Annotated in this window: 10 protein-coding genes; 4 read left to right on the forward strand and 6 right to left on the reverse strand. The window is 55.7% G+C overall.

What is annotated here, in order from left to right:
* Window positions 1–228: 228 nt before the first annotated feature.
* On the reverse strand, window positions 229–2,940 hold the full coding sequence (gene malT / locus MUU51_RS11385) for an HTH-type transcriptional regulator MalT (protein ID WP_159769587.1): 2,712 nt from the start codon (window positions 2,938–2,940) through the stop codon (window positions 229–231).
* Window positions 2,941–3,509: 569 nt separating this feature from the next.
* Between malT and malP the strand changes: the two genes are divergently transcribed.
* Both malP and malQ read left to right on the forward strand, forming a co-directional pair.
* Window positions 3,510–5,900: a maltodextrin phosphorylase gene (malP, locus tag MUU51_RS11390; protein ID WP_159769590.1), complete on the forward strand. Its 2,391-nt coding sequence runs from the start codon at window positions 3,510–3,512 to the stop codon at window positions 5,898–5,900.
* Window positions 5,901–5,909: 9 nt separating this feature from the next.
* On the forward strand, window positions 5,910–7,991 hold the full coding sequence (malQ, locus tag MUU51_RS11395) for a 4-alpha-glucanotransferase (protein WP_258967790.1): 2,082 nt from the start codon (window positions 5,910–5,912) through the stop codon (window positions 7,989–7,991).
* A 43-nt stretch (window positions 7,992–8,034) separates the two neighbouring features.
* Here the strand turns inward: malQ and nfuA are convergent, their stop codons facing one another.
* Window positions 8,035–8,610: a Fe-S biogenesis protein NfuA gene (nfuA, locus tag MUU51_RS11400; RefSeq protein WP_159769596.1), complete on the reverse strand. Its 576-nt coding sequence runs from the start codon at window positions 8,608–8,610 to the stop codon at window positions 8,035–8,037.
* Between the two features lie 58 nt (window positions 8,611–8,668).
* Window positions 8,669–9,343 carry a DNA utilization protein GntX gene (gene gntX, locus MUU51_RS11405; protein ID WP_159769794.1) on the reverse strand — a complete coding sequence of 225 codons (675 nt, stop codon included), beginning with the start codon at window positions 9,341–9,343 and terminating at the stop codon, window positions 8,669–8,671.
* A 38-nt stretch (window positions 9,344–9,381) separates the two neighbouring features.
* Here gntX and bioH point away from each other — a divergent pair, with 38 nt between their 5' ends.
* Together bioH and MUU51_RS11415 are read left to right on the forward strand one after the other, a co-directional pair.
* A complete protein-coding gene (gene bioH / locus MUU51_RS11410) occupies window positions 9,382–10,155 on the forward strand; it encodes a pimeloyl-ACP methyl ester esterase BioH (protein WP_258967791.1) in 774 nt (257 codons plus the stop codon).
* A gap of 118 nt (window positions 10,156–10,273) precedes the next feature.
* A complete protein-coding gene (locus tag MUU51_RS11415; protein ID WP_159769602.1) occupies window positions 10,274–10,543 on the forward strand; it encodes a YdgH/BhsA/McbA-like domain containing protein in 270 nt (89 codons plus the stop codon).
* 51 nt (window positions 10,544–10,594) lie between these two features.
* Here MUU51_RS11415 and feoC read toward each other — a convergent pair whose 3' ends face one another.
* Genes feoC through feoA form a run of 3 tightly spaced genes read right to left on the reverse strand, consistent with a single transcriptional unit; the run spans window position 10,595 to window position 13,420 of the window.
* Window positions 10,595–10,831: a [Fe-S]-dependent transcriptional repressor FeoC gene (gene feoC, locus MUU51_RS11420; protein WP_159769605.1), complete on the reverse strand. Its 237-nt coding sequence runs from the start codon at window positions 10,829–10,831 to the stop codon at window positions 10,595–10,597.
* A gap of 10 nt (window positions 10,832–10,841) precedes the next feature.
* The gene (feoB, locus tag MUU51_RS11425) at window positions 10,842–13,163 is read right to left on the reverse strand and encodes a Fe(2+) transporter permease subunit FeoB (protein WP_159769608.1); all 2,322 of its coding nucleotides are present in this window, start codon (window positions 13,161–13,163) and stop codon (window positions 10,842–10,844) included.
* Between the two features lie 29 nt (window positions 13,164–13,192).
* Entirely contained in the window at window positions 13,193–13,420 is a 228-nt protein-coding gene (gene feoA / locus MUU51_RS11430; RefSeq protein ID WP_159757594.1) for a ferrous iron transporter A, read from the reverse strand.
* Window positions 13,421–13,528 lie beyond the last annotated feature (108 nt).

The following is a 13,528-nucleotide window of genomic DNA, read 5'->3' on the forward strand; positions in this document are numbered from 1 at the left end:
GCGCAACTTACAGGGATGTTACCTGCGCCCGACCCGAAAGCCAGACGCAATAAGTCACGGGCACCGCGAAGCGGCGATTTTGATCGCCGGGAGCCGGGATTGCAAAGGGAGCGGCGGCGAGCTCCCTTTGCACGTTCACCGTCAACGGTGTAACAGAAAAGCAGAGGAGCCCTGGTGAACGGAACAATTCCACAATTAACGAAAAAATATCACCAAACTCATCCGGCATCACGCCGCAGAAATATACCCCATCATTTTCAACAGCTTCTGCGCATGTTGTACCGCATCCTGCCGATGCGCCACGCCAAGCTTCTGATACAAATTACGGATATGCGTCTTAATTGTCGTCGCCGCCACGTCAAGCTCACCGGCTATCTGGTCATTGCTGTAACCTGAATAAATCAGCCCTAACACCTGCCATTCGCGTTGGGTCAGTGGGCTGGTACGGATAAGCTCCGGCACTTCCGGATGAGTCAGCAAACGTTCCACGAAGTTCTCATCAAAATGCGCAAACTTGTGGCGATGGTGCTGATTAATCTCACGCAAAATACGCTGAGCACGATGCTGTTCAAGCTCCGGCAGCATATTGAGTTGCAGCAGCTGACGCAGTTGTTGCGCCATCGCTTCGCCTTCAATCACGAAATGACTGATAAACCCGGTGCGGTTGGACAGCGTCAGCGCTTCCATCAACACGCGCTGAGCGTCATTTTTCTTATTCGACTGCCAGTACAGCTGGTTGAGCAACAGCAGGTTACGGTTGAGATCGCTCATCAGACGCAGATCCCGCGCGTTCTCGTTGAGTTCTTCCAACACCATTTCCGCCGAGTCGAATTCGCCGAGCAGGATTTGCGCCCGGGCGATGTTGCGCCATTGGCTTTGCAGGAAATGGTTATTGGCAAAGGCTGGCTTTGGCGTATGGCGTAGCCAGTTGGCCGCCGATTTTTTATCGCCAATCATCTGCCAGTAAATCACTCGCACTTTATCGGCGTTCGATACCCAGTCGCTGTGGTACTGTCCGTTGCCGAGCAGGTTTTCAAGGCGATTCAGGTGATTCCGTGCATTGTCCAAATCACCGCGCGCCAGCGAACTTTGCACCAGCAGCGCGAGGCACTGTAATTGTTGTTGTGGCTGATAGGTCGCCAGCACGTCCATTCCGTGACGAGCGCTCTGCTCGGCTTCATCGAGACGCGCCCAGGCCCACAGCAGCTGCGCGCGAATGCGCAACAGGAATTCGTGCATTGGCAGCTGTTCCAGATGCTGTTCGCGGATTAGCTGGAACGCTTTTTCCTGAGTTTCCCAGGCGGCTTGTAAAAAGCCCTGCGCAAACAGAATCTCACTTTGCTGGATCAGGCTCCAAAGTGCGTAATGCCAGACTTCGTGGCGACGCGCCATTTGTTCGGTTTGCTGCATCACTGCCAGCGATTTGCTGAGTTTGCCCTGACAGTGCAGCACTTCCCCGTGAACGGAGGTCGCCACGATACGGCTGTAGAAGCTCGCCAGCGGCAATTCGTCGAGCGCTACCATTGCCAGGCGTTCGGCTTCGTCCGGGTCACCGTCGTTGATCGCTACTTGCGCACGCAGTGCGTTGAAATCCGCGTGCAGCGTGGCGTCCATTTCGGCGCTCATCTCTTCTTCGGCTCGGGCGAGCAGGGTGTTTACTTCGCTGTAGCGATGCTGGCTCTGCATCAACCACGCCTGCAACAGTACCAGGCGCGGATTTTCCAACAGACTGTCCCATGGCAGAGCGGCCAGGGATTCTTCCAGCAGCGCCAGTTCACTGTGATGGAACAGGCCCCACGCGTGATTAAGCAGGATATCGCGCAGCATATTGGCATCATCCGCCGACAGCGCATGGTGAATGGCTTCGCTCGGGAAGCCTTGCGCCATCCAGCTTTCTGCTGCACTACGGTGAATATCAGGCAATTCGGTAGCGAGCTCCCACTGGCAGCGCTGACGCAGGAAACTGCCGAACAGCGGGTGGAAGCTAAACCATTCGCCGGTATTGTCCATACGTTGCAGGAACAAGCCCTGACGCTCAATTTCTTCCAGCCGCATCTGGCCGTTTTCTTCGCCGGTCACGCGCACGATCAGCGCATCGTTCATTGAACGCAGCAGCGAGCTTTTCAGCAGAAAATGACGGGTGGAGATATCGACGTTATCCAGCACTTCATCCACCAGATAATCGGACAAATGGCTGGCGTTAATGCCCGCCAGACGGCGCGCGGAATGGTGCGCGGCGCTGTTATTCTGTCTAGCAGAGAGGGCGATAAGCTGCAACGCCGTGGCCCATCCGGCAACGTCGTCACACATGCGGCTGCTTTCTGTGGCTTCAATCGGTGAGGTCAGGCGACAGTCGAAAAACTGCTTCGCTTCCTGATGATTGAACGCCAGTTGCTGGCTGCCAATCTCCAGCAACTGATCGCGCACGCGCAGATTGGCAATTCCGAGCTGCGGTAAATTGCGCGACAGCACCACCAGAGTCATGTTTTCCGGCTGATGGCGCAGGAAAAATCGCATCGCGTCGTGGATAACCGGATTGCTTATCAGATGATAATCATCAATGACCAGCAGCAGCGGGCGCTGCCAGGCGTTGAGTTCGATAAACAGCTGGGCGAACAGCGAGGTCAGACTGGCATATTGCCGCTTCTGCACCATGGTTTCGCTGGCCGTGCAATGACCGCCTGTCGCCTGCTGAACGGCGGCAATCAGATAGCTTGCAAAACGTTCCTGCTGGTTATCTCCGTCATCCAGAGAAAACCAACCCAGATCGCTTTTCCCTGCTGCCCACTGTGAAATGAGAGTGGTTTTCCCGTAACCAGCTGGGCTTGTTACCAGCGCAAGACGGTAATTGTTCGCGCCGGAAAGTTTCGCCAGTAGCCGGTCGCGAACCACGGTGTGTTCAAGACGGACGGGACGACTTAATTTGGACGGAATCAACATAGGTATATCACTTCACTGTGAGAGTAAGAGTTTGTTTTTTTTCGCGCTTCGTAATTAATGTCTATTAAATTCGGACATATGCTTAATTATTGCAAGTTATGTCCGATTTTAATGCTTATGATTTTGCACTGCGTCACAAATCTTAATGAAGAATAATTATATCGACTGAAACCGGTGCCAGTGCGCGTGGAGACTGGGTTCCTCAGTTTGTTAAAAAGAGGCGAAAACTAATTTGTGTGAATGCGTTTTTCCTCATCCAGATAAATTTAAAGTGACGTTTTATCATTAAATTTTCATTTCGAATGAAGGGGCTTTGCGGAGTTATTATTACACGTAAGTAATCATTTCCACCCTTACATATAATTTGCAAAACGTCTTTTCACTTTCCTGCTCCCAACGGTGTAAAACTGAGCAGAACCGCCGTAAACGGCTACCGTTATAGTGGCGAAGATCACACTTTTCGCTCATCCCTGCTACTCCTCCCCGGCTAATGCCCGCCGGGATGAGGACGTTAAACAGGTAGCCAGGCACACTAGCGCCAACGTTTTAGCTAACAGGATTGGATCCTTATGTCACAGCCGACCTTCGATAAAGCACAGTTTCAGGCTGCACTGACACGTCAGTGGCAGCGATACGGTTTGCAGGCCGCAAGCGAAATGACTCAGCATCAGTGGTGGCAAGCGGTGAGCGGCGCGCTGGCAGAACTGCTGGCGGCTCAGCCTGCCGCGAAACCAGAGAAAAAACAGCGTCACGTCAACTATATCTCGATGGAGTTTCTGATCGGTCGCCTGACCGGCAACAACCTGCTGAACCTCGGCTGGTATCAGGACGTGAGCACTGCGCTGAAAGATCACGACATCACGCTGACGGACCTGCTGGAAGAAGAGACGGACCCGGCGCTGGGTAACGGTGGTCTGGGGCGTCTGGCGGCCTGTTTCCTCGATTCCATGGCGACCGTTGGCCAGTCGGCGACGGGTTACGGTCTGAACTATCAATACGGTCTGTTCCGTCAGTCGTTTGCTGACGGCCAGCAGATGGAAGCCCCGGATGACTGGCATCGCAACAGCTATCCGTGGTTCCGCCACAATGCTGCGCTGGATGTGCAGGTTGGGATTGGCGGTAAAGTGGTGAAAGACGACTGGCAGCCAGCGTTCACACTGGTCGGTCAGGCGTGGGATCTGCCGGTGCTGGGTTACCGGAACGGCGTGGCACAACCGCTGCGTTTATGGCAGGCGACCCACGCGCACCCATTCAACCTGACCAAATTCAACGACGGCGATTTCTTGCGTGCAGAACAGCAGGGCATCGACGCCGAAAAATTGACTAAAGTGCTGTACCCGAACGACAACCATCTGGCGGGTAAAAAGCTGCGCCTGATGCAGCAGTATTTCCAGTGCGCCTGTTCGGTAGCGGATATTCTGCGTCGTCATCATCTGGCGGGCCGTAAAATTGCCGACCTGCCGAAGTTTGAGGTGATTCAGCTCAACGACACGCACCCGACAATTGCCATTCCTGAACTACTGCGCGTGCTGCTCGACGAGCATCAGATGAGCTGGGACGATGCATGGGCCATCACCAGCAAAACCTTCGCCTACACCAACCACACTTTGATGCCAGAAGCGCTCGAATGCTGGGATGAGAAACTGGTGAAAGCGCTGCTGCCGCGTCACATGCAAATCATCAATGAGATCAACACCCGTTTCAAAACGCTGGTCGACAACACCTGGCCAGGCGACGCCGCAGTGTGGGCGAAACTCGCGGTGGTACACGACAAGCAGGTGCGCATGGCCAACATGTGTGTGGTGAGCGGCTTTGCGGTCAACGGCGTCGCGGCGCTGCATTCTGATTTGGTGGTGAAGGACCTGTTCCCGGAATATCACCAGCTGTGGCCGAACAAATTCCACAACGTCACCAACGGCATTACGCCACGTCGCTGGATCAAGCAGTGCAATCCGGCGCTGGCGGCGTTGTTCGATAAGCATCTGAAGAAAGAGTGGGCCAACGATCTCGACCAGCTAATCAACCTGGAAAAATACGCCGACGACGCCAAATTCCGCAAAACCTGGCGTGATATCAAGCTCGCCAATAAGCAGCGTCTGGCGGAGTTTGTAAAGCATCGTACCGGCATTGAAATCAATCCGGCGGCGATTTTTGATATTCAGATCAAGCGCCTGCACGAATACAAACGTCAACATCTCAATCTGCTGCACATTCTGGCACTGTACAAAGAAATCCGTGAAAACCCGCAGGCAGACCGCGTGCCGCGCGTGTTCTTGTTCGGGGCGAAAGCCGCGCCGGGTTACTACCTGGCGAAGAACATCATTTTTGCTATCAACAAAGTGGCCGATGTGGTGAACAATGACCCGAAAGTCGGCGACAAATTGAAAGTGGTGTTCCTGCCGGACTACTGCGTATCGGCGGCTGAAGTGATGATCCCGGCGGCGGATGTGTCTGAACAAATTTCTACCGCGGGCAAAGAGGCCTCCGGCACCGGCAACATGAAGCTGGCGCTGAATGGCGCGCTGACCGTCGGCACGCTCGATGGTGCGAACGTCGAAATTGCCGAGCAGGTTGGCGACGAAAACATCTTCATCTTCGGCCACACCGTCGAACAAGTGAAAGCGCTGAAGGCCAAAGGCTACGACCCCGTGAAATGGCGTAAGAAAGACAAAGTGCTGGATGCGGTGCTGAAAGAGCTGGAAAGCGGCAAGTACAGCGATGGCGACAAGCACGCGTTTGACCAGATGCTGCACAGCATGGGCAAACAGGGCGGCGACCCGTATCTGGTGATGGCTGATTTCGCGGCGTACGTTGACGCGCAGAAACAGGTAGATGTGCTGTACCGTGACCAGGAAGCCTGGACGCGCGCGACGATTCTCAACTCTGCCCGCTGTGGGATGTTCAGTTCCGACCGTTCAATCCGTGATTATCAGAGCCGTATCTGGCAGGCAAAACGTTAAGGGAACGCAATGGAGAGCAAACGTCTGGACAATGCCGCGCAGGCGGCGGGCATCAGCCCAAGTTACATCAATGCCCACGGCAAACCGCAGTCAATTGGTGCAGATACCAAGCGACGTTTGCTCGACGCAATGCATCACGGTGTCGCGGCCGCGAAAGTGGCAGTGACTCCGGTTCCCAACGTGCTGGTGTTTACCCACGGTAAGAAAATGTCGCTGCCGGTGGAAGGCAGCGGCGAGTTCCACTGGATGCTGACCACCGAAGAGGGGGAGCAGCATCAGGGCAAAGCGACGGCGACGAAAGCGCTGAACTTGCCGACGCGTTTGCCGGAGGGGTATCACACTCTGACGCTCACCCAGAGCGAGAATCGTTGGCACTGTCGGGTGATTGTCGCCCCGGGTCGTTGCTATGAGCCGCAGGCACTTAAGCAGGGCAAAAAGCTGTGGGGCAGCTGCGTGCAGCTCTACACCCTGCGTTCCGAGCGCAACTGGGGTATCGGTGATTTTGGCGATTTAAAAGTGATGCTGCCGGAAATTGCCCGTCGCGGTGGGTCGTTTATCGGCCTGAATCCGATTCATGCGCTTTACCCAGCGAACCCGGAAAGCGCCAGCCCGTATAGTCCTTCTTCGCGCCGCTGGCTGAACGTCATTTATATCGACGTGAATGCGGTAGACGATTTCCGTGACAGCAAAGAGGCGCAGGCGTGGTGGAAATTGCCAACCACGCAGCAGGCGCTGCAATCCGCACGTGATGCCGAATGGGTCGATTATTCTACCGTCACTGCGCTGAAAATTACCGCGTTGCAGATGGCGTGGAAACGCTTCTCCGTGCGCAGCGACGATCAAATGGCGGCGTTCCGCCAGTTTGCCCTGAACGAAGGCGAAAGCCTTTACTGGCAGGCGGCTTTCGACGCGCTGCATGCGTATCAGGTCAAAGAAGATGAACTGCGCTGGGGCTGGCCTGCCTGGCCTGCCGCGTATCAGGACATCGACAGCCCGGAAGTGAAGGCCTTTTGTACCCAACACACTGATGAAGTTGATTTCTTCCTGTGGCTGCAATGGCTGGCGTACTGCCAGTTCGCCGCATGCTGGAACGAATGCCAGGCGCATGATATGCCGATTGGGCTGTATCGCGACCTCGCAGTAGGTGTGGCGGAAGGCGGTTCAGAAACCTGGTGTGATCGCGAGCTTTATTGTCTGAAAGCCTCCGTGGGCGCACCGCCGGATATTCTCGGCCCGTTGGGGCAAAACTGGGGTCTGCCGCCGATGGATCCGCATATCATCGCCGCGCGCGCCTACGAGCCGTTTATCGATTTGCTGCGCGCCAATATGCAGAACTGCGGTGCGCTGCGCATCGACCATGTGATGTCGGTCCTGCGCCTGTGGTGGATCCCGTACGGTGAAACAGCGGATCACGGCGCGTACGTGCATTATCCGGTGGACGATTTGCTGTCGATTTTGGCGCTGGAAAGTAAACGTCATCAATGCATGGTGATTGGCGAAGATCTTGGCACCGTGCCGGTGGAAATCGTCGGGAAACTGCGGAAGAGCGGCGTGTATTCCTACAAAGTGCTCTATTTCGAAAGCGACCACGAGAAGACGTACCGCTCGCCGAAAGCCTACCCGGAGCAGTCCATGGCGGTGGCGACCACCCACGATTTACCGACGCTGCGCGGCTACTGGGAAAGCGGTGATTTAACGCTCGGCAAAACCTTGGGGTTATATCCGGACGAAGTGATTTTACATGGGTTGTACCAGGATCGTGAACGGGCGAAGCAGGGGCTGTTAGACGCGTTACATAAGTACGGCTGTCTGCCAAAACGCGCTGGGCATAAGGCGTCGCTGATGAACATGACCACCACTCTGAATCGCGGAATGCAGCGTTATATCGCCGACAGTCATAGTGCGTTGCTGGGGCTTCAGCCGGAAGACTGGCTGGATATGGCGGGGCCGGTGAATATTCCGGGCACCAGCTACCAGTACAAAAACTGGCGTCGCAAACTGTCCACCACCCTTGAAGCGATGTTTGCTGATGAGACGGTGAATAAGCTGATTAAGGATTTGGATAAGCGCAGGAAAGCGTTGGGGAAATAATAGATTTGCGGGCCACAAGGTTCTTGTAGGCCCGCACATTACATCAGTAGTAAGAGTGCTCACCGCGCTGATGTTCGGTCAAATCGCGAACGCCTTTCAGCTCTGGGAATTCATTCAGCAGCTGCTTCTCGATCCCTTCTTTCAGCGTCACATCTACCATCGAACAACCGTTACAGCCGCCGCCAAACTGCAGAATAGCGAAACCTTCGTCGGTGATTTCCATCAGCGACACGCGACCGCCGTGACCGGCGAGCTGCGGGTTAACCTGCGACTGAATCATGTACTCTACGCGCTCCATCAGCGGCGCATCGTCAGACACTTTACGCATTTTGGCGTTCGGCGCTTTCAGCGTCAGCTGGGAACCTAACTGGTCGGTCACGAAGTCGATGTCCGCATCGTCCAGATATGGCGCGCTCAGCTCATCGACATACGCGGTCAGCAGGTCAAATTTGAGGGCAGTGTCACTGGCTTCCACCGCATCCGGCGGGCAATAAGAAACACCACATTCAGCATTCGGGGTGCCTGGGTTAATCACAAATACGCGAATTTGTGTCCCTTCTTCCTGATTTGCCAGCAGTTTGGCAAAGTGCGCTTGTGCAGCATCGGAAATACGGATCATAGCTTTGGCCTAATAGTTGACTACTTTAGTCGGTTATAATACGCCCATCACAAAGGGTCTACAAGGTGCGACACAGGCACCATACCTGAACTGACGCGGCGCCGTTTTGCAAAAGCAGGCGGGAAAGTTCGGCCACGGTGCTGCCGGTCGTGACGACATCGTCCACAAGGGCGATATGGAGTCCTTGTACCGGGAATTCAAGACGAAACGCGTTTTTCAGATTCTGTTTGCGCAATCGAGCCGAAAGCTGATGCTGCGTGGCCGTTGGCATGACTCGGCGAATCGCCTCGGGCTGATAGCTTATCCCCAGCCAGCGGGCGAGCGGACGACAGAGTAAATCCGCCTGATTGTATCCGCGTCGCCAATGGCGGCGTTGCCAGAGCGGCACCGCGAGCAGCCGGTCCGGTTTTTGCCTCCCGTTACACTGCCGCAGGCGGAGCAGAAGCAGTCGCCCCAGCGCGCGGGCCAGTTCAGGCCTGGCGTTGAACTTCCATGTTTTCACCAGCGTTGATAGCGGCGGCCCGTAGTCATTCACCGCGACCAGGCGTTGCCACGGCGGCGCTTTTTGCAAGCAGCGGCCGCAGTCGGTCTGCCCGCCAGCGGCAGGCAAACCACAGCGTGGACAGACGGGCAGACGAGAGCTCATGGCGCGGGCGCAGCGCGAGCAAATGCCCCAGTGGGCCATCGCCAGCGGCATTTGGCATAGCCAGCACAAGCCGTGGGCTGTTAGCATCATTCTCCTCCCAATTCGAAGAATGAGAACAATAACTGATGAACGACATCTGGTGGCAAACCAAAGGCGAAGGAAATTGTCATCTTGTGCTGCTGCACGGATGGGGACTGAACGCGGAAGTCTGGGATTGCATTACGCCGGAACTGAGCTCGCAATTCACGCTTCATCTGGTGGACCTGCCGGGCTTCGGGCGCAGCGCGGGTTTTGGTGCACTTTCGCTGCAAGAGATGACCCGTCTGGTACTGATGAAAGCGCCGGAAAAAGCGATTTGGCTCGGCTGGAGTCTGGGCGGACTGGTGGCCAGTCTGGCGGCGTTGACCGCCCCGAAACGCGTGCAGGCGCTGGTGACCGTTGCGTCATCACCGTGTTTTTCCGCGCAGGCCGACTGGCCGGGCATCAAGCCGGAAGTGTTGTCCGGTTTCCAGCAGCAACTGAGCGAAGATTTTCAGCGCACGGTGGAGCGTTTCCTCGCCCTGCAGACGCTTGGCACCGAGAGTGCACGCCAGGATGCGCGTCGTCTGAAAAGCACGGTGCTGGCGTTGCCCATGCCGACGACCGAAGTGCTTAACGGCGGGCTGGAAATCCTCAAAACGGCGGATTTACGCGAGCCACTCACCACGCTTGTGATGCCATTCTTACGGCTTTATGGCCACCTCGACGGGCTCGTGCCGCGTAAGGTGGTCCCGTTGCTGGATGCGCGCTGGCCGAACAGCCAGTCATATGTTTTCAGCAAAGCGGCACATGCCCCGTTCATCTCCCATCCGACAGAGTTTTGTCAGCAGTTAGTAGCCCTTAAGCAGGTGATAGTCTGATTTTTAAGGCAAACTGGCAGAATTTATATCAGCGACAATACTTAGAAGGTCGCTGCGTCAGCGCATTGCCTTTACGCGCGCAGTGCCCACATAAAATGGTCCTAAGGAGAGTACGGCTATGAAATATGTTACGGGTATGGTTACGGCACTGGTATTGGGTTCTCTCTCTTTCGGCGCGTTTGCGGCCAAAGAAATTCAGAAAGAGGACGTGGCAAAAATGCATCTTACCAAGATTGGCACAGTGACCACCTCGCGCACTACATCGCCAATGGATGCTAAACAGGATCTGTCGAAAAAAGCCGATGAAAAAGGTGCAACTTACTTCGTGGTGATTGCAGGCGAGAAGAACGAGAAGACCGTTCACGCGAATGCTGATATCTACAAATAAGCAAAAAGCGGGCCAGTGGCCCGCTTCTTCGTTTGATGCATCAATACGTCGTTACTGTAAAATCCACCATTCGCGTAAACAGGCTTTTCCTTCCGGGCAGCTCTTACAGTGTCCACTCAGACAATCCGACGGTTCCTCCGCAATGCGCTTCGCTTTGCCCATCGCTTCCATCCGCATCAGCATCGCATCAACCATCGGCTGTGGCGTATGCAGCGCCCGGCTCAGCTGCTGAGCCTCCATTCGGCCCTGCAATGCCAGCATGTTCCGCAGTTCAATCATCGATGCCATGATTTCGTCCTTAGTGACAGTCGCCCGCCGGGCTGGCGCAACAGCTGTCGACGGTTTTCCTGGTCGCCAGCAGATTCACGTTAACCCGGCTGCGAGCGCGGCGTAACAGGCCCAGCACCACCACGTTAAACAGGATGACGGACAGAATGCAGGTCAGGCTGTAGCGCGGGTGCTGGTTGTAGCTGGCAACCTGATAGAACAGTGTTGACAGCGACCAGGCGATGTTCAGCCCCCACAGTACCGAGAAGCCCATCCAGCCGCGACTTGATTCGCGGGCGATGGCGCCCATCACCGAGATGCATGGAATGTAGAGCAGGACGAAAATCAGGTAGCTGTATGCGGCGGCCGCGCTGCCGAATTTGCTGCTCATTACGCCCATCGCGCCGGTTGCCATTTCGCCGTCGCCTTTGCTGGCTTCGATCGGGTTAGCCAGCACGCTCAGGCTGAAGGTATCTTGCAGGCTCTGCCAGGTTTCCCCGGCGGCCGCGCCCAGCTCATCCAGCAGATTGAAATCAGCCGGGTTGAACGCTTCCTGTTGAATATTTTCTGCGGTGTAGAGGGTGTTGAGCGTACCAACCACGACTTCTTTTGCCATCGCACCGGTGAACAGGCCCACGGTGGCCTGCCAGTTATCTTCGTGCACGCCAATGGGTTTGAACAGCGGGGTGATGACGCGGCTGACGGACGCCAACGCCGAATCGTTAATGTTATCCGCCGCCTGGCCGCTCAGGGTGAAGCTGTTCAGCGCGCTGAGGAAAATACTGACGATCACAATTACTTTACCGGCACGGAGAACGAAGCCTTTCAGGCGCTGCCAGGTCTGGATAATCAAACTTTTCAGATGCGGCACGTGGTACACCGGCAGCTCCATCACGAACGGCGATGCTTCGCCACGCATGATGGTGTGTTTGAGCATCAGGCCGGTGAGGATAGCCATCACGATACCGAGTACGTACAGCGAGAACACCGCCAGCGCGCCTTCCTGACCGAAGAATGCGGCGGCAAAGACCGCGAAAATCGCCAGTCGCGCACCACAGGACATAAACGGCGCCATCATGATGGTCATCAGACGTTCGCGCGGGGCGTCCAGCGTACGCGCGCCCATTACCGACGGCACGTTGCAGCCGAAGCCGACAATCAGTGGCACGAACGATTTCCCTGGCAGCCCGAGGGATTGCATCAGGCGGTCCATCACAAACGCTGCGCGGGCCATGTAACCGGAGTCTTCGAGGAACGACAGGAACAGGTACATCATGCCAATCTGCGGTACCAGCGGTAGCACGGTGTTGATCCCGCCGCCAATCCCCTGCGCGAGGAAAATAGTCAGCCATTCGGGGAAGTGCAGGGTGGCACCCACCCACTGAATGCCGTGAATAAAGATAGCCACTGAACCCGCATCGAAAATCGGCTGCAGTGCGCCGCCGATGTTAATCGCCAGCAGGAACATCAGGTACATCACGAACAGGAATACCGGCAGGCCGAGGAAACGGTTGAGGATAATTCGGTCCACCGCGGCGGTGAAACGGCTCGGTTCGGCGGTCAGGGTGTTACTCACCACATCACACACGGCGGCGATGGACTGATAACGCGCATCGGCGATGTGCAGGGCCGGGTCATCCATTTCAGTTTGCAGGCGTTGCAAGGTGGAATCGAGTTGCTGTTGGGCGTGTTCCCCGGCAAAGCCGAGGCTGTAAATATCGCCTTCAAGCATTTGCAGCCCCAGCCAGCGACGCTGTTTGAGCGGCATCGCTTGCGGCATCACCTGCGCCAGAGAATCGGCTTCACGCAACAACGGCTGCGCGTAATGCACCAGCTCTAAATCGTCATTAGCCTGATGGCGGTCAATCGCCATTTTCAGGGCTTCAATGCCGCGTCCACGCGTCGAAACCAGCGGGATCACCGGGCAGCCGAGGCGCTTTGCCAGCGCGTCGACTTCGATGCGGATTTGCTGCTTTTCCGCGATATCCAGCATGTTCAGCGCTACGACGCACGGAATGCCGAGCTCCAGTAATTGCAGCGTCAGATACAGGTTGCGCTCAAGGTTGGAGGCATCGACCACGTTGATCAGCAGGTCGGCATCGCCGCTCAGAATATAGTGGCAGGCAATCTGCTCATCAAGCGACGTTTGCGAAGAGATAGTGGTCAGCGAATAGGTGCCTGGCAGGTCCACCAGCGTCACCTGATTATCGGTGGTGGTGAACTGGCCTTCTTTACGCTCAACCGTTACGCCGGACCAGTTGCCCACGCGCTGACGCGCGCCAGTTAACTGATTAAATAGCGTCGTCTTCCCGGAATTTGGATTGCCAATTAAGCCAATGGTTAATTTCTTCATTTTACTGGACTCGCTGTGTCTGGCAGGAATTAACGGATAAGCGCTTCGATTTCAATTAACGCCAGGTCTTTTTTACGTAATACCAGGCTGACGCGGCGGGTTTCAATATGAACCGGATCGCCGAGGGGCGCGACGCGCACAACATGAAAAGAAGAGCCAGGCAACATGCCAAGCGAAAGTAATTTCTGCCGATAAGCCGGGCTAATTTCGCGTGAGAACCCGGTTATCTTCCACGTACTGTCAGGAGTGAATTGCATAAGACCTGCTTGAGTCGCTAATTGAAAATCCCTTCATACGCGCGCAACGGCGTACGAAACCAAGGATGGTGCCAACAGGAAAGGATAAAATATCAACAGTGACGATGA

The sequence above is a fragment of the Scandinavium manionii genome, assembly GCF_024764775.1.
GTDB lineage: Bacteria > Pseudomonadota > Gammaproteobacteria > Enterobacterales > Enterobacteriaceae > Scandinavium > Scandinavium manionii.

Bases quoted from the DNA above. Each gene is read 5' to 3' on its own strand.
- malT (WP_159769587.1), bottom strand. From the start codon at position 2,940: ATGTTGATTCCGTCCAAATTAAGTCGTCCCGTCCGTCTTGAACACACC.
- malP (WP_159769590.1), top strand. From the start codon at position 3,510: ATGTCACAGCCGACCTTCGATAAAGCACAGTTTCAGGCTGCACTGACA.
- malQ (WP_258967790.1), top strand. From the start codon at position 5,910: ATGGAGAGCAAACGTCTGGACAATGCCGCGCAGGCGGCGGGCATCAGC.
- nfuA (WP_159769596.1), bottom strand. From the start codon at position 8,610: ATGATCCGTATTTCCGATGCTGCACAAGCGCACTTTGCCAAACTGCTG.
- gntX (WP_159769794.1), bottom strand. From the start codon at position 9,343: ATGCTAACAGCCCACGGCTTGTGCTGGCTATGCCAAATGCCGCTGGCG.
- bioH (WP_258967791.1), top strand. From the start codon at position 9,382: ATGAACGACATCTGGTGGCAAACCAAAGGCGAAGGAAATTGTCATCTT.
- MUU51_RS11415 (WP_159769602.1), top strand. From the start codon at position 10,274: ATGAAATATGTTACGGGTATGGTTACGGCACTGGTATTGGGTTCTCTC.
- feoC (WP_159769605.1), bottom strand. From the start codon at position 10,831: ATGGCATCGATGATTGAACTGCGGAACATGCTGGCATTGCAGGGCCGA.
- feoB (WP_159769608.1), bottom strand. From the start codon at position 13,163: ATGAAGAAATTAACCATTGGCTTAATTGGCAATCCAAATTCCGGGAAG.
- feoA (WP_159757594.1), bottom strand. From the start codon at position 13,420: ATGCAATTCACTCCTGACAGTACGTGGAAGATAACCGGGTTCTCACGC.